General features: G+C 35.2%; 23 protein-coding genes and 2 tRNA genes. 10 read left to right on the forward strand and 15 right to left on the reverse strand.

What is annotated here, in order from left to right; translation table 11 throughout:
* Window positions 1-136: 136 nt before the first annotated feature.
* The gene (locus tag VUJ46_RS14705) at window positions 137-598 is read right to left on the reverse strand and encodes a hypothetical protein (RefSeq protein WP_326981486.1); all 462 of its coding nucleotides are present in this window, start codon (window positions 596-598) and stop codon (window positions 137-139) included.
* Between the two features lie 172 nt (window positions 599-770).
* Between VUJ46_RS14705 and VUJ46_RS14710 the strand changes: the two genes are divergently transcribed.
* Window positions 771-2,567, forward strand: a complete 1,797-nt coding sequence (locus VUJ46_RS14710; protein WP_326981487.1) for a DUF885 domain-containing protein — start codon at window positions 771-773, stop codon at window positions 2,565-2,567.
* A 76-nt stretch (window positions 2,568-2,643) separates the two neighbouring features.
* Window positions 2,644-3,090, forward strand: coding sequence for a DinB family protein (locus VUJ46_RS14715; protein WP_326981488.1), 447 nt, complete (start codon window positions 2,644-2,646; stop codon window positions 3,088-3,090).
* Window positions 3,091-3,125: 35 nt separating this feature from the next.
* On the opposite strand, the gene VUJ46_RS14720 is transcribed toward VUJ46_RS14715, so the two are convergent.
* Both VUJ46_RS14720 and VUJ46_RS14725 read right to left on the reverse strand, forming a co-directional pair.
* A complete protein-coding gene (locus tag VUJ46_RS14720) occupies window positions 3,126-3,908 on the reverse strand; it encodes a GLPGLI family protein (RefSeq protein ID WP_326981489.1) in 783 nt (260 codons plus the stop codon).
* A 53-nt stretch (window positions 3,909-3,961) separates the two neighbouring features.
* Window positions 3,962-4,582, reverse strand: coding sequence for an endonuclease III domain-containing protein (locus VUJ46_RS14725; RefSeq protein WP_326981490.1), 621 nt, complete (start codon window positions 4,580-4,582; stop codon window positions 3,962-3,964).
* Between the two features lie 33 nt (window positions 4,583-4,615).
* On the opposite strand from VUJ46_RS14725, the gene bcp reads away from it, so the two are divergent.
* Window positions 4,616-5,065, forward strand: a complete 450-nt coding sequence (bcp, locus tag VUJ46_RS14730; protein ID WP_326981491.1) for a thioredoxin-dependent thiol peroxidase — start codon at window positions 4,616-4,618, stop codon at window positions 5,063-5,065.
* A gap of 88 nt (window positions 5,066-5,153) precedes the next feature.
* Here the strand turns inward: bcp and VUJ46_RS14735 are convergent, their stop codons facing one another.
* The 5 genes from VUJ46_RS14735 to VUJ46_RS14755 are packed head-to-tail and all read right to left on the reverse strand — an operon-like array spanning window position 5,154 to window position 9,380.
* Window positions 5,154-5,696: a GNAT family N-acetyltransferase gene (locus tag VUJ46_RS14735; RefSeq protein ID WP_326981492.1), complete on the reverse strand. Its 543-nt coding sequence runs from the start codon at window positions 5,694-5,696 to the stop codon at window positions 5,154-5,156.
* Window positions 5,659-6,327: a hypothetical protein gene (locus VUJ46_RS14740; protein ID WP_326981493.1), complete on the reverse strand. Its 669-nt coding sequence runs from the start codon at window positions 6,325-6,327 to the stop codon at window positions 5,659-5,661. Before VUJ46_RS14740 ends, VUJ46_RS14735 begins: the two co-directional genes overlap by 38 nt.
* Before the next feature lie 35 nt (window positions 6,328-6,362).
* Window positions 6,363-7,445 carry a mannose-1-phosphate guanylyltransferase gene (locus tag VUJ46_RS14745; RefSeq protein ID WP_326981494.1) on the reverse strand — a complete coding sequence of 361 codons (1,083 nt, stop codon included), beginning with the start codon at window positions 7,443-7,445 and terminating at the stop codon, window positions 6,363-6,365.
* 2 nt (window positions 7,446-7,447) lie between these two features.
* Window positions 7,448-8,038 carry a SprT-like domain-containing protein gene (locus VUJ46_RS14750; RefSeq protein WP_326981496.1) on the reverse strand — a complete coding sequence of 197 codons (591 nt, stop codon included), beginning with the start codon at window positions 8,036-8,038 and terminating at the stop codon, window positions 7,448-7,450.
* A 1-nt stretch (window position 8,039) separates the two neighbouring features.
* Window positions 8,040-9,380, reverse strand: coding sequence for a TolC family protein (locus VUJ46_RS14755; RefSeq protein ID WP_326981497.1), 1,341 nt, complete (start codon window positions 9,378-9,380; stop codon window positions 8,040-8,042).
* Window positions 9,381-9,477: 97 nt separating this feature from the next.
* On the opposite strand from VUJ46_RS14755, the gene VUJ46_RS14760 reads away from it, so the two are divergent.
* From VUJ46_RS14760 to VUJ46_RS14770, 3 genes are all read left to right on the forward strand, one after another.
* Window positions 9,478-10,722, forward strand: a complete 1,245-nt coding sequence (locus VUJ46_RS14760) for a bifunctional folylpolyglutamate synthase/dihydrofolate synthase (RefSeq protein ID WP_326981498.1) — start codon at window positions 9,478-9,480, stop codon at window positions 10,720-10,722.
* Between the two features lie 43 nt (window positions 10,723-10,765).
* Window positions 10,766-10,840, forward strand: a tRNA-Val gene (locus VUJ46_RS14765).
* A 30-nt stretch (window positions 10,841-10,870) separates the two neighbouring features.
* Window positions 10,871-10,945 (forward strand) — tRNA-Val (locus tag VUJ46_RS14770).
* 2,151 nt (window positions 10,946-13,096) lie between these two features.
* Here VUJ46_RS14770 and VUJ46_RS14775 read toward each other — a convergent pair.
* The 5 genes from VUJ46_RS14775 to VUJ46_RS14795 form a co-directional block, all read right to left on the reverse strand.
* Window positions 13,097-14,065: a glycosyltransferase family 9 protein gene (locus VUJ46_RS14775; RefSeq protein ID WP_326981499.1), complete on the reverse strand. Its 969-nt coding sequence runs from the start codon at window positions 14,063-14,065 to the stop codon at window positions 13,097-13,099.
* Window positions 14,066-14,067: 2 nt separating this feature from the next.
* On the reverse strand, window positions 14,068-14,487 hold the full coding sequence (locus VUJ46_RS14780) for a SufE family protein (RefSeq protein WP_326981500.1): 420 nt from the start codon (window positions 14,485-14,487) through the stop codon (window positions 14,068-14,070).
* Between the two features lie 80 nt (window positions 14,488-14,567).
* Window positions 14,568-15,236: a hypothetical protein gene (locus tag VUJ46_RS14785; protein WP_326981501.1), complete on the reverse strand. Its 669-nt coding sequence runs from the start codon at window positions 15,234-15,236 to the stop codon at window positions 14,568-14,570.
* 9 nt (window positions 15,237-15,245) lie between these two features.
* Window positions 15,246-16,349 carry a glycosyltransferase gene (locus VUJ46_RS14790; protein ID WP_326981502.1) on the reverse strand — a complete coding sequence of 368 codons (1,104 nt, stop codon included), beginning with the start codon at window positions 16,347-16,349 and terminating at the stop codon, window positions 15,246-15,248.
* Window positions 16,349-16,573 carry a uroporphyrinogen decarboxylase gene (locus VUJ46_RS14795; protein WP_326981503.1) on the reverse strand — a complete coding sequence of 75 codons (225 nt, stop codon included), beginning with the start codon at window positions 16,571-16,573 and terminating at the stop codon, window positions 16,349-16,351. The genes VUJ46_RS14790 and VUJ46_RS14795 overlap by 1 nt, the downstream gene beginning before the upstream one ends.
* 152 nt (window positions 16,574-16,725) lie before the next feature.
* Here VUJ46_RS14795 and VUJ46_RS14800 point away from each other — a divergent pair, with 152 nt between their 5' ends.
* The gene (locus VUJ46_RS14800) at window positions 16,726-19,263 is read left to right on the forward strand and encodes an ATP-dependent Clp protease ATP-binding subunit (RefSeq protein ID WP_326981504.1); all 2,538 of its coding nucleotides are present in this window, start codon (window positions 16,726-16,728) and stop codon (window positions 19,261-19,263) included.
* Window positions 19,264-19,404: 141 nt separating this feature from the next.
* On the opposite strand, the gene VUJ46_RS14805 is transcribed toward VUJ46_RS14800, so the two are convergent.
* A complete protein-coding gene (locus tag VUJ46_RS14805; RefSeq protein WP_326981505.1) occupies window positions 19,405-19,932 on the reverse strand; it encodes a hypothetical protein in 528 nt (175 codons plus the stop codon).
* 117 nt (window positions 19,933-20,049) lie between these two features.
* Here VUJ46_RS14805 and mnmA point away from each other — a divergent pair, with 117 nt between their 5' ends.
* The 3 genes from mnmA (at window position 20,050) to VUJ46_RS14820 (ending at window position 22,286) form a co-directional block, all read left to right on the forward strand.
* On the forward strand, window positions 20,050-21,237 hold the full coding sequence (gene mnmA / locus VUJ46_RS14810) for a tRNA 2-thiouridine(34) synthase MnmA (protein ID WP_326981506.1): 1,188 nt from the start codon (window positions 20,050-20,052) through the stop codon (window positions 21,235-21,237).
* Window positions 21,238-21,661: 424 nt separating this feature from the next.
* Window positions 21,662-21,970 carry a hypothetical protein gene (locus tag VUJ46_RS14815; RefSeq protein WP_326981507.1) on the forward strand — a complete coding sequence of 103 codons (309 nt, stop codon included), beginning with the start codon at window positions 21,662-21,664 and terminating at the stop codon, window positions 21,968-21,970.
* 115 nt (window positions 21,971-22,085) lie between these two features.
* On the forward strand, window positions 22,086-22,286 hold the full coding sequence (locus VUJ46_RS14820) for a hypothetical protein (RefSeq protein WP_326981508.1): 201 nt from the start codon (window positions 22,086-22,088) through the stop codon (window positions 22,284-22,286).
* A 164-nt stretch (window positions 22,287-22,450) separates the two neighbouring features.
* Here VUJ46_RS14820 and VUJ46_RS14825 read toward each other — a convergent pair whose 3' ends face one another.
* Complete coding sequence (locus tag VUJ46_RS14825; protein WP_326981509.1) at window positions 22,451-23,257, reverse strand: DUF4249 domain-containing protein; 807 nt, start codon at window positions 23,255-23,257, stop codon at window positions 22,451-22,453.
* Between the last annotated feature and the right edge of the window lie 8 nt (window positions 23,258-23,265).

The following is a 23,265-nucleotide window of genomic DNA, read 5'->3' on the forward strand; positions in this document are numbered from 1 at the left end:
TTATTAATTCGTGTCTTAAAAATAGCTTAAAAACAACTTAAAAAATTGTTATTACTCAAAAATAGCAAATTTCTCTCCAAAACAGGTTTGAAAAGAAATCTGATCTATAAAAAAATAGGGAGGATGAAAATTAGAATTAATCTTCGTCTACCTCAATATCATCTTGCTTAAATTCGCATTTTAATCTGAAAGGAATCGGCGTATCAGATCCTGTATAGAAATCGTCAATTGTGCCTTTCCAGATCACCTGTAACTCTCCGTCTTCACTTTTTTCAAACAAAAGCTCATTATCATAGATAAAAGCCTCCTCGTCGTCAAAAAGATCTACCTCGGTGTAGGTATCCTCATCAGAATCGTTGATTGTGATTGTTTTTCCTTCTATTTCCGCGGAGTCGATAGGAAAATCGAAAACTTCCAGCGAAAGCTGAGGAAAATTGTACTGTAAAGAATCATCATCTACGTGATCCAAACCGTCATCCGTAGTAATTTCAACCTCTAAAAAATGCTGTTGGTTGCTGTAAACTGCCTTACAATAAGTATTTCTAATATTGTACTTTAGCGTTTCGTCCGGATGGTAAATTTTTAAAATCCCTTTCATTATTTCTTAAAAAAGAACTGTAATAGTATGATTGTTAAACGTTAGCAACAAAGATAAAAAATAGATTGAACGTGAAAAATATTTTGAAAAGTATTTTTAAAAAATCCGCTTTAATTATTAATTCGGCATATTCCAATAATACTTACTTTTGTTTTCATAAAGATTCTGAAAAATGAAAAACATTTTATCGAAAAGTATTTTAGGCGTAGGACTTATTATTGGTCTTGCTTCCTGCAAAAAGTCGGATTCGCCGCTCACGAAAGTTACGCCATCCAATCTCGATTCTATTGCGTCCAATTATTATGAGCAATATCTTAAATTATATCCTTTGGAAGCCACTTCACAAGGTGATTTGAGGTATAACGACCAATTGCCCATCAATATCGATAAAGATTTTATTTCCGGAGAAGTAGCCTTTTATAATTCTGTTCAGAAACAGCTGGATAATGTAGATTATAAAAGTCTTTCAGATGAAGATAAAGTGGTATACGATGTGCTGGATTTTACCCTAAAAGATAAAATTGAAGCTTACGCCTATCACCCGGAATATATCCCTTTCACACAGTTTGGAGGCCTTCCTCTGAATTTCCCTCTGTACGGAAGCGGAGAAGGTAGTCAGCCCTTTAAAACAGAAAAAGATTATAACGACTGGCTTCAAAGAATGGATAAATTTCCGGACTGGATGAATGCGGCTCAGGATAATTTCCGTGAAGGAATTACCAATAAAATGGTTTTACCTAAAAAACTGGTTATCAAAATGATTCCTCAGATGAGAGCGGAAGAAATTGTTTCTACCGATCCTGATAAAAATATTTTTTACGGACCAATTAAAAAGTTTCCGAAGAATTTTACTCAAGCTCAGAAAGATAAATTCTCAGCGCTTTACAAAGACGCCATCACTAAAAAAATCATCCCGGCTTACACTAAAATGGGTGATTTTTTAGAAAAGGAATATTTACCGAAAGGTCGTGATACCGATGGATACAACAGCCTTCCAAACGGAAAGGAAATCTATCAGTTTTATGCAAAAAGCTGGACGACCACCAATATTTCCACAGATGAGATCAATAAAATCGGACTTCAGCAAGTGGCAATGCTTCGTGCGGAAATGGAAAAAGTAAAACAACAGGTTGGTTTTACCGGAACGTTGGAAGAATTCATCAATTTCGTAAAAACGGATGAAAAAGCGATGCCTTATAAGACTTCAAAGGAAGTTTTAGCAGCATTTAATGGTGTTTTAACGAAGATTACTCCAAAGTTGAAAACCATGTTCAGTGTAACTCCGAAAACGAAATTTGAGATCAGACAAACGGAAAAATTCAGAGAAGCTAGTGCGAGTGCCGAATATATTCAGGGAACTCCAGATGGCAAAAGACCTGGGATTTTCTATGTTCCGCTTCCTGATCCCTCGAAATTCAATGTCACTTCAGGGATGGAATCTCTTTTCCTTCACGAGGCAATTCCGGGGCATCATTATCAGGTTTCTTTGCAACAGGAAAATACAAAACTTCCTAAGTTTATGAGATTCGGTTGGTTTGGAGCGTATGGCGAAGGTTGGGCGCATTATTGTGAAACTTTAGGTCCGGAATTCGGCTTATACACAGATCCTTATCAGAAAATGGGGTATCTGAGCGATCAGATGTTGAGAGCCGTAAGATTGGTTGTAGACACCGGAATTCATTCAGGAAAAATGTCTAGAGAAGAGGCTATTAAATATTTTTTAAGCAATATTTCTTATGATGAAGCGGGAGCAACTGCCGAAGTGGAAAGGTATATGGCGATGCCGGGACAGGCTTTAGGCTACAAAATCGGTTCGTTAAGAATTCGTGAGCTGAGAGAGAAATATCAAAAACAATTGGGTGCAAAATTCAATTTGGCAAGTTTTCACGATGAAGTGTTGAGCCAAGGATGCCTTCCTTTGGATGTTTTGAACAGAAAAATGGAACTTTGGGCTAAAAAACAGAAGTAATTTTAAATAAAATAAAGGTCACAAATTAATTTTTGTGACTTTTTACTTTAGATTTATACTTAAAATTTAATTAAAAATGATCACAGCAAGTCTACAATCTCTTTTCACGAGAGATTTAACTCAATTAAAAAAAGAAATTCAAGCCTATACCAACGAAGACGCTATCTGGAAAATAGATAAAAACATCTTGAATTCTGGTGGGAATTTATGTCTTCATCTGGTAGGAAATATCAATCATTTTATTGGTGCATACCTTGGAAACTCCGGTTATATACGAGATCGTGAGCTTGAATTTTCGTTAAAGAATATTCCGCGTGAAGAATTGATATCGCAAGTGGAAAAAACAATAGAAGTGGTAAATTCTTCCCTGGAAAAATTATCTGCTGAAGATCTTGAAAAAGAATATCCGCTGGAAGCTTTAGGTTACAAAATGACAACCGGATACTTTTTGATCCATCTTTTTGGACATTTAGGCTATCATTTAGGGCAAATCAATTACCATAGAAGACTGTTGGATATTTAAAAGAAAAAACAACCTTTAATCAGGTTGTTTTTATTTTATTTTTCAATGGAATTATCATTTTTCTGAAAATACTTTTTATAATCATCTGCCTGCTGACGCATTTTCATCATTACTTTTGAATCTTTATCAATATTCATCATTGCCTGCATAAATATCGGCATCGGATCTTGCATGATCATTTTTTTATTTTTAAGATAAGCTTCTTTGGAAACCTGCTGTTCGCCATCCATTGAGCCTTTAAGAGACAAATCTGCGTTAGGTATTTTCTTACTTCCAAGTAGCTTCCAATGATATTCGTCGGCAGAATCTTTAATATCAACAATCAATCCCGGAAGTCCCATAAAAACATACGGCCCATCCCATTGTGGAATATCTGGTACAAACCATGCGACCCAGGTTCTTCCGCCATAATTCACTTCGGCTTTTTGAGTTTGATATTGCTCAAAACTTCCTTTTTCCTGAGAGATTTTCCACGGAAACTCTACATTTTCCTTATAAGCAAGAATTCCAATAAAAAGATCATCCTTGAAAGAAACCGATTTATTCTTAATGTCTTTTAAAATCCTGAAATTCATCGTTCCGTAAGGCGTAATCGATTGTGTAAGCTCAGGATTAACCAAAAACAGAGAATCGGACTCTACTTTTTCTTTTCGCACAAAAACCGAAGTATTATCCTTTGTATCGAGATAAAAAATATCTTTCTTTAATTCAGGAGATTTTGTAGATGGCTTATAATTCAGCTCATAATAAAAACGGTGAATCTGACTTTTACAAATGCTGAAAACAACGAGAAATAACGAAATAATAATTTTGTTCATGAATAGGAATTTGATGTTTACTCAAATATATTCCTTTTTGCTGAATTTTAAAATTATTTCTCAAATAGCATTTTCGTAATAAAATCTTTCTCTCCCTTTCCTCTTGCTGGCGAATACTCTCTTCCGTAAAAGATAATCTGGAGATGAAGTTTATTCCAAACCTCTTCTTTCCATATTTTTTTAGCATCTTTTTCTGTTTCCACCACATTTTTACCGGAAGTCAGTTTCCACTGCGTCATCAATCTGTGAATATGCGTATCGACAGGAAAAGCAGGAAATCCAAAGCCCTGGCTCATTACCACAGAAGCCGTTTTGTGACCAACTCCGGGAAGGGCTTCCAGCTCTTCATAGGTTTGCGGCACCACTCCATCATGTCTTTCCAGAAGCAATTCTGCCATTCTTTTTAGATTTTTTGCCTTTGTATTGGCTAATCCGATTTCCTTGATCAGTTCTTTAATCTGAAACTCTTCCAGTTTTGCCATTCTTTGCGGCGTTCCGGCAACGGCAAAAAGATCAGGCGTTACCTGATTGACCTTTTTATCGGTTGTCTGTGCAGATAATGCGACTGCCACCATCAGCGTATAGGGATCGGTATGATCTAATGGAATAGGAACTTCCGGATATAGTTTTTCTAATTCTGACTGAACCAATTCTGCTCTTTGCTTTTTTGTCATGTAACCATTAAATTTGAACAAAAATAAATCATTATGTTGAAAGTTGGAGATCAATTACCTGAATTTGAAGGAATCAATCAGGATGGAAATACAATAGAATCATCAAAATTACTGGGTAAGAAACTGGTTGTTTTCTTTTATCCTCAGGCAAGCACACCGACTTGCACGGTGGAAGCCTGTAATTTAAGCGACAATTATTCAATGCTGGAAAAAGAAGGATTTCAGTTATTGGGAATAAGCGGTGATTCTGTAAAAAAGCAGAAAAATTTCCATAGCAAATTTGCTTTTCCTTATGACTTAATTGCTGATGAAAATCGTGATATTATTGAGAAATTCGGAGTTTGGAAAGAGAAAAAAACGTTCGGAAAAACCTATATGGGCATCGTAAGAACGACTTTTATCTTTGATGAAAACGGAATCTGTACAAGAGTTATCGAAAAAGTGACATCGAAAACAGCGGCAGCGCAAATTTTGGAAGGATAATTTTTTCTTGAAAACTAATTTCACAAATATTTTCACGAATAACACTGCTAGCGGTGAAGTTGGTGAAAATATTTGTGTGATTTGTGATTTAGTCTAATGTTTCGTAGTACATTAATTCTTCATTATCATCGGGAATCATCACCATTTTTTGATATTTCAAACCTAATTTTTCGATTAATTTCTGAGAAGAATAATTATCTTTTGAAGTAATCGCGGAAATTTTCTTTAATCCAAAATCATCCATTCCGATAGATTTTACTTTTAAGGCAGCTTCATAAGCGTAACCTTTTCCTTCAAACTCATCTAGTAAAGAAAATCCTATATCTACGATTTCCAAACCTTCCCTTTCGAAGATTCCTACTCCACCTATTTTATGATTTCCCTCTTTCGTTAAGATCAAATAATTGCCAAAGCCTAGCTTTTCAAACTGAGGCATAAACCGGTTTTTGATGTAATTTTCAGCATCAGCAACCGTTTTAATATTACGATCACCGATATATTGAATAAATTTCGGTCTGTTATACAAATCGAAAATAAATTCTCCATCTTTCAAAGACATCGGACGGAGGATCAATCGTTCTGTTTCGTAGGAATTATCTGCGGGTAGATCGGGTTGATTTTTTAGGTTCATTTTTTGGTTCTTCCTTTTTTTCGATTTTTAGAAGTCGAGGATTATTTGGGCATTTTTTGTTGTAAAGCTCAATATAAGTTCCGTTATCTTTTATGTCTTTTATCGTTCCGGCCGCTTTATTTACGGTTAAAGTAAAGTGTTTTTTCTGATATGGGCATTCTTTGGAAGTTAGTTTTCCCAAATCAAGATAATAATTCATTTTATCTTCAGAATAACTGGCCGCAATATCTTTGAATTCCTCATCAATAAGGTAACCATCGATTGTTGCTACAATAGCAGCCTCTTCAGCATTATCTATTTTACCGACAAACTTTCTTAAACCCTCAAAATCTGTTACATAATTGATATTTCCGCCCGATGAATAGACGACATAATAAAAGCTGTCTTCACTTGGAAACAAGTTAAATCCTGAAGTTTGAGGTGTATAATCTTTCTTTTTTCCGGAAGTTCTCACCTCATTATTTCTACCATATTCATTATGAACCAATACCCAAAAATCTACGCGCTCGTTGGGAATAATTCCGTTAAGAACACTTGAAATATTAGCAAACTTTTTGTTTTCCTGACTATACGCTAAAACACCTATAATCAAGAAAATAAACAATGTGAATTTGGATGTTATTTTTCTCATAGTCAAAAAACTTGGCAGAAGTTATGCCAATTATTTTACATGAATTTATCCCCTTTTTTGAAGTTTTTCAGATCGAGAACGTAGTCTTTGATCATTTGATCGTGACCTCTCGGACAAATTAAAAGAGCTTTATCGGTATCAACAATAATATAATCATCTAAACCATCGATAATTACAGCCTTATTATTGTTTTTTAAACGAATAATATTCCCTTTAGAATTGTAAGTTAAAAGATGCTTTAAATTGGCCGCATTTTCATTCTCATCTTTTTCCGCATTTTCATAAACGGAAGTCCATGTACCTAGGTCGCTCCAACCCAAATCTGCCGGAATTACATATACATTTTTAGCTTTTTCTAAAATTCCGTTATCAATAGAAACTTTTTGAACTTTAGGATAAATAAGTTCAATACAGCTCTGTTCATTTCCTGCGTTGTATTCACAAGCCATAAAATGCTGAGTCATCTCCGGAAGGTAAGTTTCAAAAGCATGATGAATGCTCTTCACGTTCCATATAAAAATCCCTGCATTCCACAGAAAATCGCCGCTTTCTAAAAAGCTTTTGGCAATTTCAAGAATGGGTTTTTCGGTAAAGGTTTTTACTTTATAATAATCGGAATCATGCTTATCTACAAACTGAATATATCCGTATCCCGTATCAGGACGCGTAGGAGTAATTCCTAATGTCACCAGATACTCGTGCTCTGCTGCTATTTTAAAGGCAATCTCAATTTTTTCTAAAAAAGTTTCCTCTTTTAAAATCAAATGATCTGCGGGTAATACCACCATGGTTGCATTAGGGTCAATCTCCGCAATTTTATTCGCCATATACAAATTGCAGGCAGAGGTATTTTTCATCAAGGGTTCACCTACAATATTCTCCTGTGGAATTTCCGGCAGTTGCTGATGAGAAAGCTCCACATATTCCTTATTCGTAATAACAAATATATTTTCCGTTGGAATTAGCTTATTGATTCTGTCATAGGTCTGCTGAATCATTGTGCGACCAACTCCTAAAATATCCTGAAATTGTTTTGGAAACTTCTGTGTACTCATTGGCCAGAATCGGCTTCCGATTCCTCCCGCCATTATCACACAGTATTTATCTGATTTTGACATTATTAAGCAAATTTTTCTACCCTCGCCAAAGGTTTGAAAGAATACTTTCTTCCGGTAGCCAGGTTCTGACAAAGATAGTTTTTTTTAATCAGACCTTCTAATAAATACTTTTCGTTGCGATAGATAAAGTGATCTCCTTTTTTTAATTCTTCAATAAAAACCGTGTTATCATCCTGTTTATCAATGTGAAAACACTTAACCAACTCGGGGCTCGACATGAAGTTCGCCTTTGGGGATTTTGAGAATTTAATGATAATTGGCCTCAGTTTTTCTTCATAAACACCGACACTTTGTAATAGCATCTTTCTGAAAGTATCTTTCCACTCATTACCGTGAGGAGAAATTCTTCTTCCGTATTTTTCGAAGGCAATAAGATGAGCCAGTTCGTGGGTTAAAACAAAGAAAAAAAGCTGTGGTACTAAAGTAGAATTTATCGTAATTTCATGGGAATTATCCGGGAGCTTCCGATAATCTCCCAATTTTGAATCTCTGTTTCGTGTTACTTTTATATGAATATAATAATCTGCAAACCAAATTTTTAAATATTGCAGTGTATTTTGGGGTAAATATTTTTCTAAAGACTGAATAGACATTTTACAAACTTAGTGGAATTCCCGCATAGAAATTCAATAATTTAAGACTGAAAAGATAATTAAATTTTGCCTGAGCCACAGAACCTTGTGCATTCGCGTAATTATTTCTCGCCACGTTCACATCATAAATCGTTGAGCGACCCGCTGCATAGCTTTTATCTGCAAACTCCAGTGCCAATTTTGTACTTTTCTCTGCTTCTACGGATGAAACGTAAATTTCATAGTTCGCATCAACGTCAAACTGTGCCTTCTGAACATTCTGTCTCACTGTTTGTTTCTGTTGCTCTAAAGTGATCTTCGCTGCACTTTCATTAATTCTCGACTGTTCAACCTGAAGCTTTGTAATTCCTTTATTAAAAACCGGGATGCTTAACGAAACAGCAGCCTGCTGACCAAAGTTATCTTTATATTGTGTAAAGAATCCTTTTTCAGGAATATATAACAATGCTGAACCAATATTATTTGTATTCAAAAGGTTATTATAGAAACTTCCAACTCCTGCACTTGCTGTAAGTGACGGATAAAAAGCTGTTTTATCCACTTCAATTTGCGCCTGTGCCGATCTTATTCTGCTTTCCGCAGCTTTTACCTGAGGTTGTGTTTCATAAGCCGTCGCTAAAACCTCATCAACTGATTTTAATTCAGGAGTCAACTGATCCGGAACAGAAACATCGTCCACATCAAAATCTTTGTATTCCTGCAGCTGTAACAATTGAGCCAACGCAAATAAACTTCGCCCGACATTGATCTCAGCCGTTTTTAGATTCTGTTTTTCTCTTGCCCACGCCGCTTCAGCTTCTGCCAATACCGTTTGAGCCGTTGTTCCCACCTGGGTTGTAATTTTCGCTCTGTCGAATTGCTTTTGAGCATTTTCAACCGCAGCCTCAGAAATTTTTACAATTTCTTTATTTAATAATGTCGTTAAATATTGCTGAGCAATCTGAAGAGAAATATCATTTTTGATGGTTTCAATATCATACTGGCTTGCTTCCACATCAAATTCTACTTTTCTAATTGTTTTTTCAAGCCTTCTGTTGTTGTATACCAGGATATCTGCACCAATATTAGAACTGTTGCTGAATCTGTCGTTTCTCAAACTTCCGGTTCCGAAGGAGGTCTGTCCGAAACTCACGGTATTTCCTACACTGGCCGAAACAGAGGGAAGATAGTTTTTCTTTGCGATTTTTAGGTTATTATCCTGGATTTGTTTTGAATATTCATTCTGGATCACCTGAAGATTATGCTGCGTGGCATAGTCTACACATTCCCTCAGAGACCACTTTTTTTGGGCACTTAAACCCAGACAAGTTAGTCCAAAAACAACAATCCAAACTTTTTTCATAGTAAGCTTTTTCCGAATTAGACGAACCAAATATAAAAAAGTTACAGTTTTAAAAAATTAATATTTTATTTTCAAAAACTTTTGACAAATTTGCACCATGACAAACGAACAATATCACGAGGCCGTAGAATGGCTTTTCGTGCAGGCACCCAACTATCAGAGGGACGGAGTAAATGCTTATAAACCGGGTTTAGAAAATATCACAAAACTGTGTGCCCTTTTTGATAATCCACAAGACAAAATAAAATGCATACATATCGGCGGAACTAATGGTAAGGGGTCTACCAGCAATATGCTGGCGTCGGTTCTTCAGGAAGCCGGATACAAGGTTGGGTTGTACAATTCTCCACATCTTATTGATTTTACAGAGCGTATAAAAGTAAACGGAAAACAGTCTGAAAGAGAGTTCATCTTCAATTTTATTCAGAAGCTTAAAAAACTTCCTGAAGAAATTCGTCCGTCATTTTTTGAATTTACAACCTTAATGGCTTTCGAATATTTTCGTCAGCAAAATGTCGATTTTGCGATTATTGAGGTAGGATTAGGAGGAAGACTTGATGCCACCAACATTATTAAACCCCTGGTTTCAGCCATTACCAATGTTCAGCTCGATCATCAAAATCTTTTAGGCGACACGATCGAAGAAATCGCAAGAGAAAAAGCAGGAATTATAAAAAACTCTATCCCCATCGTTTGCGGAGATGAAAATGAGGTTGTAAGAAGCATCATCAAAAATAAAGCAGCGCAAGAAAAAACTCCTTTTATTGATGCAACAGTGATACAATCTGATTTAAAATCCGACTTAAAAGGAGATTATCAGGCAAATAACATCAAAGTAGCAGTCGCTTTAGTTGAAGAATTAAAAAAATTAAATCTTACGATTTCCGATCAGAATATTGAGAATGGCTTGTCAAACGTTCACAAAAACACAGGATTTATCGGCCGTTGGTTTGAATTTTCAAAAAGCCCCTTGACGATTTGCGATACGGGACACAATCAGGCAGGCTTGGAGTATGTTTTTAATCAATTAAGAGGAATTGATAGGCATAAGCATATCATTTTGGGGTTCGTGAATGACAAGAAAATAGATGAGGTCATGAAATTATTACCTGAAAATTCTGATTTTTATTTTGCGAAACCAGCCATCAACAGAGGAAGACACCCAAAAGATTACGAGAATTTGCTAATCGAGGCAAAAATTTCTTATAAAATTTTCGATTCTGTACAGGAAGCGTATCTTTCTGCAAAAGAAGCTTCTACAAACGAAGAAATGATTTTTATCGGCGGAAGTAACTTTGTTGTGGGAGAATTTTTAGAAAAAAATTTGGAGGTTATAAAATAAGTCGTATATTTGCACCACTCTAAACGAGGATAACAAGTATAGAGGGCGATTAGCTCAGTTGGTTCAGAGCATCTGGTTTACACCCAGAGGGTCGGGGGTTCGAATCCCTCATCGCCCACAAAGGTTCCTAACACCTTTAAAAAATTTAGGGCTCTTAGCTCAGTTGGTTCAGAGCATCTGGTTTACACCCAGAGGGTCGGGGGTTCGAATCCCTCAGGGCCCACAAAAATCTCTCTTTTCTAAGGGAGATTTTTTTATTTTATACTACTTCTACTCTATTCATGGGATTTTTTTGCTCTCGCAGATTTTGCAGATGATGCAGATTCTTTTCCTTACACTTTACATATTGAATACGAAGCCCCGCCAAGTTTTTTGACAACTCCCGTTTTAAGTCTCACCAAACCTTTCTAGGATCAGGCGCAAAAGTTGGCGGCTAAGCAAAAAGTTTGGTTAATCTGAATATAAAGAAGTTTCTATCTTTGACTCCTCTGAGTTGCATTCTGAAGTTTTTTGGATCAAATACAAAAGTTGGGGACTAGGCAAAAAAGTTTAGATTATGTAAGGTGAAATTTTTTGCTCTCGCAGATTTTGCAAATGATGCAGATTCTTTTCCTTATACTTTACATATTGAACACAAAGCCACCCCTAGTTTTTTGACAACTCCCGTTTTAAATCTCACAAGACTGTTCTCCCTATAAAAGACCGCAAAGGTTAAACAAAGAAAATCAACGATATCATCTGTGGAAAATCTAAAGGCGATCTGTGGGAAATAAAAATATTCGAGCATCCGTGGCGATAATATGCAGCCCTCAATTTTATCTTTGATAAAATCCTTGCGACTTAAAAACATAAAGCATTAAAAAATATCTTTGCGGCTTTGCGAAAAACCAACAAATAGAGCAGCATCTGTTAAAATCTGCACGATCTGTGGGGAATAAAAATATTCGAGTATCTGTGGCGATAATATGCAGCCCTCAATTTTATCTTTGATAAAATCCTTGCGACTTAAAAACATAAAGCATTAAAAAATATCTTTGCAGCTTTGCGAAAAACCAACAAATAGAGCAGCATCTGTTAAAATCTGCACGATCTGTGGGGAATAAAAATATTCGAGTATCCGTGGCGATAATATGCAGCCCTCAATTTTATCTTTGATAAAATTCTTGCGACTTAAAAACATAAAGCATTAAAAAATATCTTTGCGGCTTTGCGAAAAACCAACAAATAGAGCAGCATCTGTTAAAATCTGCACGATCTGTGGGGAATAAAAATATTCGAGTATCTGTGGCGATAATATGCAGCCCTCAATTTTATCTTTGATAAAATCCTTGCGACTTAAAAACATAAAGCATTAAAAAATATCTTTGCAGCTTTGCGAAAAACCAACAAATAGAGCAGCATCTGTTAAAATCTGCACGATCTGTGGGGAATAAAAATATTCGAGTATCTGTGGCGATAATATGCAGCCCTCAATTTTATCTTTGATAAAATCCTTGCGACTTAAAAACATAAAGCATTAAAAAATATCTTTGCAGCTTTGCGAAAAACCAACAAATAGAGCAGCATCTGTTAAAATCTGCACGATCTGTGGGGAATAAAAATATTCGAGTATCTGTGGCGATAATATGCAGCCCTCAATTTTATCTTTGATAAAATCCTTGCGACTTAAAAACATAAAGCATTAAAAAATATCTTTGCAGCTTTGCGAAAAACCAACAAATAGAGCAGCATCTGTTAAAATCTGCACGATCTGTGGGGAATAAAAATATTCGAGTATCTGTGGCGATAATATGCAGCCCTCAATTTTATCTTTGATAAAATCCTTGCGACTTAAAAACATAAAGCATTAAAAAATATCTTTGCAGCTTTGCGAAAAACCAACAAATAGAGCAGCATCTGTTAAAATCTGCACGATCTGTGGGGAATAAAAATATTCGAGTATCTGTGGCGATAATATGCAGCCCTCAATTTTATCTTTGATAAAATCCTTGCGACTTAAAAACATAAAGCATTAAAAAATATCTTTGCAGCTTTGCGAAAAACCAACAAATAGAGCAGCATCTTTGAAAATCTGCACGATCTGTGGGGAATAAAAATATTCGAGTATCCGTGGCGATAATATGCAGCCCTCAATTTTATCTTTGATAAAATCCTTGCGGCTTAAAAACATAAAGCATTAAAAAATATCTTTGCGGCTTTGCGAAAAACCAACAAATAGAGCAGGATCTGTGGGGAATAAAAATATTCGTGCATTCGTGACAAAAAATACATCTAAACAATTTCTCCCCAAGTTTTGAAACTGATCCGAAATTTCCTATATCATCCTTATCAAGTATTGAAAATAAAAAAACCTCTCAAATAGAGAGGAATTTAACTATAAAATCTTTTCAATAATTTTCTGTACACTTAGCTCTTCCAGACAAGCCCAATCGCCCCGATAACACTCTTTGTCACCAAAAACAGAACAAGGCCTACAAGTAAGATCCTTTACCTGAATAACATCCTCTTCGCTTTGCCCGAAACCTAAGAAACCCGCATAAGGATGAGTAGATCCCCAAATAGAAATACATCTAGTTCCCACAAGGCTTGCAAGGTGCATATTTGCAGAATCCATAGAAATCATAAGCTCAAGTTCAGAAATTTTCTGAAGCTCTTCGCTTAAGCTTAATTTTCCAGATAAACTTTTAGTATTAGGAATCTCACTCTCCCACTTTTCAAGAGTTTCAGTTTCTTTTTTTCCGCCTCCAAAAAAATATACTGGATATTTTTTAGCTAAACCCCGAGCAAGTTCATAAGATTTCTCTAAAGGATACATTTTTCCTGTATGCTGTGCAAAAGGTGCAAACCCAATTCCGGATTTTTCACCTGATTTTGGTCTTAGCTGATGAGAAAGCTCTACTTTAAAACCCATTTCGCGAAAAACATCGGCATATCTTTCAACTGTTTTTTTCAACTGAACTTTATCCAGATTCCAGATATCCGTAAGCCTTTCCTTTTCTTCCTTTCCTTTATCTATTTTAAAGACTTTTAAACCTTTTCGTCTGTAAATTTTGTCTAAAATTTTGGTACGGATTACATCATGAAGATTCGCAATAAGATCCGGATTAAATTCTTTCACCAACTCGTTGGATAATCTTCTTAATCCAAAAAACCCTTTATAATCATCAAGGTTGATTCCTTTAAATATAACATTCGGAATATCTGCGAATAAATCCTCAAAATTACTACGGGAAACCATAATAATTTCCACATCAGGATTTTGCTCCAAAAATTCACGAAATACAGGTGCTGTCATTGCGACATCGCCAAAAGCGGAAAATCGATATGCTAAAATTCTGGTCACGACTAAGACTTCAGTTGATAAGCAACTGCGTAAAATTTAATTTGCTTTGTCATCGCCATCAAACCGTTGGCTCTGGAAGGAGAAAGAAACTCCTGCAATCCGATTTCGGCAATAAATTCGAAATCAGAATCTAAAATTTCCTGAGTAGAATGTCCGCTGTAAATGCTTACCAAAAGAGAAACAATTCCCTTTGGCAAAATACCGTCAGAATCTGCATCAAAAAATAATTTTCCATCTTTAAATTCAGCATCAATCCAAACTTTGCTTTGGCATCCTTTGATCAGGTTTTCATCGTTTTTTTTATCTTCCGCAAGGCCTTTCAGCTCTTTTCCAAGGTCGATAATATATTCATATTTCTGCTCCCAATCGTCAAGAAACGCAAATTCGTCGATAATTTCCTGCTGTTTTTCTTTAATGGTCATTTCTATACTTTCTTTGTGCAAAGATACTAAATTAGAAATTTTTCTTTTTTAATAATGAGTTGAAATATTTTCGGCTTCATTTACTTCATTATTACGATTTTCCATTCCGTTTTTCCATCTTCAAAGTTGCAGATCTTAAATTGATTCTTTTCTATTTTTAGTACTAAATCGCCGAATTCTACTTTATCTGGATCCTGAGTATTAATATCGAACATAGATCTTGCAATTTCATGCCAATAATTTTGTTTTAAACTAAATATTCTCAAGGATTTATATCTGCTTACACAACTTGAATAATAAATACCAATTTCATTAATTCCATCTTCATTAATATCATCAATTACAAACAAATTATCAGGATTACAGCAATAAGAATCTGTTAAAAGCCGAGGAATAGACTTGTCATAAAAAACATAAGACTCACCGTCATCACAATAATTAAATGAAGGAACAACAAAAACAGTATCTTGCTGAGCATTATTTCTGATATTCTTAATGATTTTTATTCCCTTAAAATTATCTTTCAGCTGCTTATTTGTATAATTTTGATTTCCACACTTTTCAGATTGATACTTTTCCAAATAATCTTCTAAAATATCATTATTAGCCATCAGTAAACTATCTGAAAAATATTTTATTGAAGATTGAATTTCCGAAACATTATTTTGAGCATCAACCTTTGTTTTATTAGAACAAGATGTGATAATTAATAGAATAAAAAAGAAAGCTGAGATGTTCAGGTTATTCATTTTACATGCTTAAAATGACATTGCCGCTTGCTCAAAAACCTGCAGCAGTTTCACTTCCTCATTTTCCCAGCAAAGTGTATTGGCTGCTTTTTCCAATTCAGACTGATAATTTATTCTTCCTTTATCTAAAACCTTTTGTATCGCCGCAGCAATACTTTCCGGCTCATGATCTTTAATGATCTCCCCCACATCAAACTGATCTTTGATATGCTGTAATTCCGGAAGACCAGATAAAATTAAAGGAACTCTTGCCTGGATACAATCCAAAACCTTATTGGGCAAAGAATAAAAATAGCTTTCTCCCCCATTCTCTTCAATGCTCATTCCGCAATCGGCAGCAATGGTGATATCTCGTAAATTTTCAGGTTTAAATTTTCCTATAAACTGAACTTTATCCTGAAGATTTTCCTGAATAACCAATTCCTGATATTCCTCTTTTTTAGGACCAAATCCGGCAATTTTAAATATGACATTATCTAAATGTTTCATCGCTAAAATAGCCTTATCAATCCCCCGAAAAGGATTAATTGCTCCTTGATATAAAAGAATTTTAGGATTATTTTCCTGAATTTCATGATCGAATTCAAATCTGCGAGGTGCATTTTGAATTACTATTGGATCTACATGATAATTTTTTTTGAACCATTTTGCATAGCTTCCACTGGCCGTAATCATGAATTTCATGTCAGGAATGAGCTTTTTTTCAAGGTAACGCCATAATTTTTGTGACATTTTGCCCTGAATCGCAGGCATTTCCGAAAAAATTTCGTGACTATCGAAAACTAGCGGAATATTCAGCTTTTTAGCAATTAAATAATTCGGAAGCAAAGCATCCACATCATTTGCGTGAAGAATGGTATTTTCATCCGCTCTTTTCTTTAATTCATGGTATAATTTCCAATTGAATTCGAAATAAGCAGTTTTTAAACTCTTGGAAATTAATTTAATCCTGGAAAAAGAATACGGTCGCGACATTTCTTCGGCTCCATTCCAGTCGTTTCCGATGAGATCGATCTCGTAGCCATTTTCATGTAACGTTCTGCAAACCTTTTCTATACGCTGGTCTGTGTATAAATTGCTGAAAGCAGAGGTAATAATTTTTTTTCTTTGCATTATTTCTTTTTAGCCACCAAAAGATGGTAAATTTGGATAAAGCAAATTAATCCGTTCGGGATAATTACCGGCCAAAGCATTCCGCTGAAGATACCATAGATGACAAAACAGATACAACCAATCATGTTGACAATTCTGATTTTTCTGATATCTTTCAATATGAAACTCAGCACGATGAAAAGTGAAGCGGAATATCCGATATAAGTAGCAATTTCGGGATTCATGAGAAAAAATTTGAGGATCACAAACTTAATCATTTTCAATAAGATAATAAAATTTTTTCTGCCATAAAGTCATTTATTGATTTTTGGTAAAATATTTGTAATTTAGATAATGAATAAATGGCAATGTTGCTTTTATTCTAATGAGATATATTATGGATTATAAGTTTTCACAAGGTTTGAGCCAGGTGTTCAAACAAAGCAAGAGCGAAGCAAAAAGGCTCAAAAGTGAATTTCTTAATACAGAACATCTACTTTTAGGTATTATAAAAACAGAAAACTCTGCAAAAGAAATCCTTCAAAACCTTAATGCGGATTTAACACAAATCAGAAGAAAAATTGAAACTTTAAATACAGCAAGTCTTAATCCTATTTCTGAGGAGGTTACCAATATTTCTTTCACGAAGATGGCAGATCATTCCATCAAGCGTGCAGAGTTAGAATGCAGACAATATAAAAGTAATGAGATTAATACCGTTCATTTGCTTTTAGGCATTCTTTATAAATATGAGGATCCTACTTCAAATATCTTAGGAGCTTACGACATCGATTATGAAGGAGTTTCAAGAGAGTACCAGACGATGCTTAAAAACTCAGGAGAAGCACCACAGATGAGTGCTTACGATGATGACGACGAAAGAGAGGAATTTGAGCAAATGAGAAAGCCTACAGGAAATTTAGGTTCTGCTAAAAGTAAAACGCCAACTTTGGATAACTTTGGTAGAGACTTAACTTCTTTGGCTAGAGACGGGAAATTAGACCCTGTAATCGGCCGTGAGAAAGAAATTGAAAGAGTTTCACAAATCTTATCGCGTAGAAAGAAAAACAATCCGCTTCTTATCGGGGAGCCGGGAGTTGGTAAATCTGCGATTGCGGAAGGTTTGGCATTAAGAATTCAACAGAAAAAAGTGTCTAGAGTTCTTTACGGAAAACGTGTGATCACTTTGGATTTGGCAAGTTTAGTTGCCGGAACAAAATACCGTGGTCAGTTTGAGGAAAGAATGAAAGCAATTATGACCGAGCTGGAGAAAAACAGAGATGTCATCTTATTTATTGATGAGCTTCATACCATTGTTGGTGCAGGAAGTTCAACAGGAAGTTTAGATGCTTCGAATATGTTTAAACCTGCTTTGGCCAGAGGTGAAATTCAATGCATCGGGGCTACTACTTTGGATGAATACCGTCAGTACATCGAGAAAGATGGTGCTTTGGAAAGAAGATTCCAGAAAGTAATGGTGGAACCGACTTCTATCGACGAAACGATTCAGATCTTAAATCAAATCAAAGATAAGTATGAAGAGCACCACAATGTAATTTATACTCCTGAAGCGATTGCAGCGTGTGTCAATTTGACATCAAGATATATTACAGACCGTTTCTTACCAGACAAAGCGATTGACGCGATGGATGAAGCCGGATCTCGTGTTTATATTAAAAACATGAAAGTTCCTACTGAAATCATTGATTTTGAAAAGAAAATCGAAGATATCAAGGAATTGAAACAAAAAGCAGTAAAAGCTCAGGATTATCTTGAAGCAAGAAAACTGAAAGATGAAGAGGAAAGACTTCAGATGGAGTTAAATTCTGCTCAGGATAAATGGGACAAAGATGTGAAGGAGAAAAAAGAAACCGTTTCTGAAGAGAATGTAGCAGAAGTAGTTTCTATGATGAGTGGTGTTCCTGTAACGAAAGTTGGCAAAAACGAACTTGATAAACTAGCCGGAATGGATAATAACCTGAACGGAAAAGTAATCGGTCAGGAAGACGCTGTGAAAAAAGTTGTTAAGGCAATTCAAAGAAACAGAGCGGGTCTTAAAGATCCGAACCGTCCGATTGGTACGTTTATTTTCTTAGGAACAACCGGAGTTGGTAAAACGGAGCTGGCTAAAGTAATGGCAAGAGAACTTTTCGAATCTGATGAATCTTTAATCAGAATCGATATGAGTGAATATATGGAGAAATTCGCAGTTTCAAGATTAGTTGGAGCGCCTCCGGGATACGTTGGATACGAGGAAGGTGGACAATTAACGGAAGCTGTAAGAAGAAAACCATATTCAGTTGTTCTTTTGGATGAGATTGAAAAAGCTCACCCTGATGTATTCAATATCTTATTGCAGATCTTGGATGAAGGGCACGTTACAGACAGTTTGGGAAGAAAAATTGATTTTAGAAATACAATCATTATCCTTACTTCAAATATCGGTACGAGAGATCTTAAAGATTTTGGAGACGGCGTAGGATTCGGAACTTCTGCGAAGAAAACAACTACGGATTCCAGAGCGAGAAGCACGATTGAAAATGCACTGAAAAAAGCATTCTCACCAGAATTCTTAAACAGAATTGATGATATTGTGATCTTCAACTCTCTTGAAAAAGAAGATATCAAGAAAATCATTGATCTTGAATTGAATAAACTTTACAGCAGACTTGAAAAATTAGGTTATAAAGTTGATTTAACTGATGAAGCTAAAGACTTTATTTCTGAAAAAGGATGGGACAAAGACTTCGGAGCAAGACCACTGAAAAGAGCGATCCAGAAATATATTGAAGATTTATTGGCGGAAATGCTGGTAAACAAGCAATTAAATGAAGGAGAAACGGTAGTTCTTGATCTGAATGAAGCAAAAGATGCTTTGGCAGGAAAAACTTCAAAGCCTAAGAAATCAGCAGCTGAGAAATCTTCTCAATCATAAATAAATAGTTTAATCATACTGAAAAAGCATCGGGAACTTTCTCGATGCTTTTTTTGTTTTTAGTAATTATTTTTTACCACGAATTCACCAATCTTTAAACATAATATTTTTAAATATTAGTGAATTTATGGCATATCAAAATTAAAGTCCTACAACAAACCCGATATTCGGAATCAAGCCACTTGAAAATATACTTGAATCTTCTTTCCAAAGCACATTATACATTAATCCGAGTTGCATGAAAGAATTATTCCCGATTCTCTGCATATAACCTCCGCCAAGATAGAGAGCATTTTCCTCGGTATTCATTCTGTAATCGTAATATTTATCTTTATAATTGATAAAATAATGCTGGTAATTGGCTCCTACATAGAACATTCGAGCAATATAATAATTCACAAACGGTCCCACTCCAAACATTGTTGATCGGTAAAAATCTGAGGTTTGCCACGAAACACTTCCCGTAACGCCACCTTCCAAATCATTAGTAAGCATATAACCCACTCTTGGTGAAGCAGATAAATTAAAAGAGCTATTGCTTCCAAAACCTAATCCGATGCCGCCACCGAAAGTCCAGCGATTCGCATTTTGTTGTGGTGCGCTTACCGAGACTTGAGAAAATACAAATCCTGAAACCAGTAAAAATAAAGGGATAATAAGTTTTTTCATATTAATATTGTTTTTGTCGATGTTTAAAATTATGATTTTTTTGCGAATTTATTTAGTTGTATTTTTGCGGCGTCAAACTAAGAACTCCCGTTAAGAGTTTCGTAAAATTGAAATACAATGAAAGTAGTAGTAGGCCTCTCAGGAGGTGTAGACTCGAGTGTAACAGCCTATTTGTTGCAGCAACAAGGTCATGAAGTAGTGGCTTTGTTTATGAGAAACTGGAATGATGCTTCGGTAACGTTGGAAGACGAATGCCCTTGGATTGAAGACAGTAATGATGCCTTAATGGTTGCTCAAAAGCTTGGAATTCCGTTTCAGGTAATCGACATGAGTGATCTTTACAAAGAAAGAATCGTTGATTATATGTTCGATGAATATCAGAAAGGAAGAACTCCCAATCCTGATGTTTTGTGCAACAGAGAAGTAAAATTCGATGTTTTTATGAAGACGGCGATGTCTTTGGGTGCGGATAAAGTGGCAACCGGACATTATGCAAGAGTAGATTCAACGATTGATGAAAATGGTAAAGAAATTTTCCATCTTTTGGCTGGAAAAGATAATAATAAAGATCAGTCATATTTCTTATGTCAATTAAGCCAGGATCAATTGTCTAAAGCTTTATTTCCGATTGGAGAATTAACAAAACCTCAGGTAAGAGAGATTGCAAAGGAAATCGGATTGGTAACGGCTGATAAAAAAGATTCTCAGGGATTGTGTTTTATCGGAAAAGTGAGTTTGCCTCAGTTTTTACAACAGCAATTGGTTCCGAAAGAAGGTGAAATTGTAGAAATTTTTAAAGATTCTCCACTTTTTGCTCAAGAAACGCCTGAATTTTCTTCAAAACAGGAAGAACTAGAATTTTTAAGTCAGAAAATCAATTATAAAAAAACGGACGGAAAAGTAATCGGAAAGCATCAGGGCGCCCAGTTTTTCACGATCGGTCAAAGTAAGGGATTAGGAATCGGCGGACATAAAGAAAGCTGTTTTATCATCTCCAGAGACATGGAAAACAATATTCTTTTCGTAGGAGAAGGTCATCAGTTTCCTGGATTGCTGAAAAGAGCCTTGAAAATTGATAATTCTGAATTGCATTGGGTTCGTGAAGATCTTAGGTTGAAAAACGGCGAATCGATGGATGTAATGGCAAGATTCAGATACAGACAGCCTTTGCAGAAAGCGACTTTGTATCAGTTTGAAGATGCTTTTTATGTAGAATTTGAAAATCCACAATCTGCGATTGCAGAAGGTCAGTTTGCTTCGTGGTACGATGGTGAAGAATTATTGGGAAGCGGCGTGATTGCATAGTTTTTTGATTAGTATGAATTATTTTGTCATCAGAAATGACAAATTTTATAGATTTAAACGTCATAGGTTTTTGAAACTTATGACGTTTTTTTATGACCATCCTCAATTCCTAGCCCATTGAGCGGTATGTTTGAGCTCTTTTCAAGTTTGGGCTCGGCGGCTTCGCCGCCGAGCCCAAACTTGAAAAAGCGAGTAGCGAAAGCGGGAAATAGCTTCAAATAAAAAATAAATTGAAACCTTTCAATCTAATCAAAATTAGCCTTTAAAAAACTTAATTTACGATTAGTCGATTAAATTTTATCATTCATCTATAAAAATGGCTTATACTTCTATAATCCATTGTTTATGGCGCTTTAAGGCATATCAATTGTTTATTCTAAAGCAAGAACAACGAAACAGAATATCAATTTAAAATTTAATTATTATGAAAAAATTAGTTTTGGCTTTAAGTATATTTTTCGCATTCACTGCCAATGCACAACAAGGAAGAAAAGAAGGTTTTAGAAACGAAAAACAAGAGTTTCACCAACAAAATGATAAAGGTTTTTCAGGGTTGAGGTTAACGGCTAAGCAGGAAAGAAAAATCAGCGATCTTTCGAGAGAACGTTTGTCTGCAAGAGAATATGATGCAAGAATCAGAAGAATTCTTTCTAAAGAACAATATGTACAATATCAAAGACATGGTTTTGATAAAGACAAAAAAGTAGCGATGAGCAAACCTTTCAGAAGATAAACGAATAGAGTCCGGGCATGTGTTTCGGACTTTTCTATTCAAAAGATAAAGTTTTCTGTAACATATTTTGAATTGTGATACTTACCTGATAAATAACAATTTAAAAAATATCATTATGAAAACGACTTTAAAAAACCAGTATGCTTTTGCCAACCAGATTTTAATCGCTGTGGTATCAGCAGTTTTTGGATATAACCTCTATCAGGCGATCGTTCATCCTGAAAATTCTCATCTTATTTTGAGCTTTGTTTTGGTAGCACTCACTTATATTGCTGTTGAAAAATACGGGCCGAAAATCGACAAAGAAAAGAAATAACTTAATCAGAATTTTTAAGACTTATTTATAATTAAATAGCTCAATCTGATTAAAGCATCAGTTTAAATAAAAAATGCCTGATATGACTGTAATATCAGGCTACTTAAAAAAATTTAACTATATAAAATATCTGGATGAATGAGTATACTCTACTCACCAAATTATTATTGAATGATAATATAACCAGTAGATACCGAATGAGCAGAAAAATACCCTAATGCCCCATTACTGATATTACTTACCGGATTTGCCGGAATTGAAATACCATCAGGATTATCTGCACTTGAATTGGGTAAAACTCTGAAATAATCAAAAATCGGTGTATCTACAGACCTCATCTCTACAACCACAGTATCGTTTTTCTTTAAGAAATAATTACTTAATAAAGAAAATGAAAGTTCTTCACCATTATCTAATTGATCCGAGAAAACATTATATACAGCTTTACCTTTAGATCCAACTTGGCTTCTGAACACATATCGGTTACCTAATGTGGAAGGATCTGTAAACCCTACGGATACAAGTATATTACCTTCTGTTACAGGATCTTTTTCCTGTTCCACATTATCAATTTCTACTAATTTTGGCATTGTACTGGTTGCTTTATATTCTTTCCCATCAACAGTAACCGAAAGTGTGTAAGTATCTCCTTCTTTAGTATGAAAATTGGTGGTTGTATATACTTTTTCCGTTGCATCATATACAAGCGTTTCAGTTTGACCATGATTGTCTGTAAGTACAACTTTTGCATTCGTAATGACCGGATAATCATTACTTCCGTTGGTGATTCCTAATGATTTTGATACTCTTATTTCATAAGGCCCATCTTCATCCGTTACATATCCTTCAATCACCACTTTGCCACTTCCATCTTTTAACGGAATATCTACTCCTCCGCCATCATCAATACTGCAGCTGAAAAGAAGCATAAATAAAGCACAACTTACTAATATTCTTTTATTTATCATCATTTATTATT

It is taken from the genome of Chryseobacterium sp. MYb264, from assembly GCF_035974275.1.
Taxonomy (GTDB): domain Bacteria; phylum Bacteroidota; class Bacteroidia; order Flavobacteriales; family Weeksellaceae; genus Chryseobacterium.

Excerpts from the sequence above, each read along its gene's own strand:
- VUJ46_RS14805 (WP_326981505.1), bottom strand. The coding sequence starts at position 19,932 with ATGAAAAAACTTATTATCCCTTTATTTTTACTGGTTTCAGGATTTGTA.
- VUJ46_RS14725 (WP_326981490.1), bottom strand. The coding sequence starts at position 4,582 with ATGACAAAAAAGCAAAGAGCAGAATTGGTTCAGTCAGAATTAGAAAAA.
- VUJ46_RS14705 (WP_326981486.1), bottom strand. The coding sequence starts at position 598 with ATGAAAGGGATTTTAAAAATTTACCATCCGGACGAAACGCTAAAGTAC.
- VUJ46_RS14740 (WP_326981493.1), bottom strand. The coding sequence starts at position 6,327 with ATGAGAAAAATAACATCCAAATTCACATTGTTTATTTTCTTGATTATA.
- VUJ46_RS14820 (WP_326981508.1), top strand. The coding sequence starts at position 22,086 with ATGAAAACGACTTTAAAAAACCAGTATGCTTTTGCCAACCAGATTTTA.
- VUJ46_RS14815 (WP_326981507.1), top strand. The coding sequence starts at position 21,662 with ATGAAAAAATTAGTTTTGGCTTTAAGTATATTTTTCGCATTCACTGCC.
- VUJ46_RS14710 (WP_326981487.1), top strand. The coding sequence starts at position 771 with ATGAAAAACATTTTATCGAAAAGTATTTTAGGCGTAGGACTTATTATT.
- VUJ46_RS14745 (WP_326981494.1), bottom strand. The coding sequence starts at position 7,445 with ATGTCAAAATCAGATAAATACTGTGTGATAATGGCGGGAGGAATCGGA.
- VUJ46_RS14795 (WP_326981503.1), bottom strand. The coding sequence starts at position 16,573 with ATGAATCCCGAAATTGCTACTTATATCGGATATTCCGCTTCACTTTTC.
- VUJ46_RS14780 (WP_326981500.1), bottom strand. The coding sequence starts at position 14,487 with ATGACCATTAAAGAAAAACAGCAGGAAATTATCGACGAATTTGCGTTT.
- VUJ46_RS14715 (WP_326981488.1), top strand. The coding sequence starts at position 2,644 with ATGATCACAGCAAGTCTACAATCTCTTTTCACGAGAGATTTAACTCAA.
- VUJ46_RS14825 (WP_326981509.1), bottom strand. The coding sequence starts at position 23,257 with ATGATGATAAATAAAAGAATATTAGTAAGTTGTGCTTTATTTATGCTT.
- bcp (WP_326981491.1), top strand. The coding sequence starts at position 4,616 with ATGTTGAAAGTTGGAGATCAATTACCTGAATTTGAAGGAATCAATCAG.
- mnmA (WP_326981506.1), top strand. The coding sequence starts at position 20,050 with ATGAAAGTAGTAGTAGGCCTCTCAGGAGGTGTAGACTCGAGTGTAACA.
- VUJ46_RS14790 (WP_326981502.1), bottom strand. The coding sequence starts at position 16,349 with ATGCAAAGAAAAAAAATTATTACCTCTGCTTTCAGCAATTTATACACA.
- VUJ46_RS14800 (WP_326981504.1), top strand. The coding sequence starts at position 16,726 with ATGGATTATAAGTTTTCACAAGGTTTGAGCCAGGTGTTCAAACAAAGC.
- VUJ46_RS14755 (WP_326981497.1), bottom strand. The coding sequence starts at position 9,380 with ATGAAAAAAGTTTGGATTGTTGTTTTTGGACTAACTTGTCTGGGTTTA.
- VUJ46_RS14735 (WP_326981492.1), bottom strand. The coding sequence starts at position 5,696 with ATGAACCTAAAAAATCAACCCGATCTACCCGCAGATAATTCCTACGAA.
- VUJ46_RS14760 (WP_326981498.1), top strand. The coding sequence starts at position 9,478 with ATGACAAACGAACAATATCACGAGGCCGTAGAATGGCTTTTCGTGCAG.
- VUJ46_RS14750 (WP_326981496.1), bottom strand. The coding sequence starts at position 8,038 with ATGTCTATTCAGTCTTTAGAAAAATATTTACCCCAAAATACACTGCAA.
- VUJ46_RS14785 (WP_326981501.1), bottom strand. The coding sequence starts at position 15,236 with ATGAATAACCTGAACATCTCAGCTTTCTTTTTTATTCTATTAATTATC.
- VUJ46_RS14720 (WP_326981489.1), bottom strand. The coding sequence starts at position 3,908 with ATGAACAAAATTATTATTTCGTTATTTCTCGTTGTTTTCAGCATTTGT.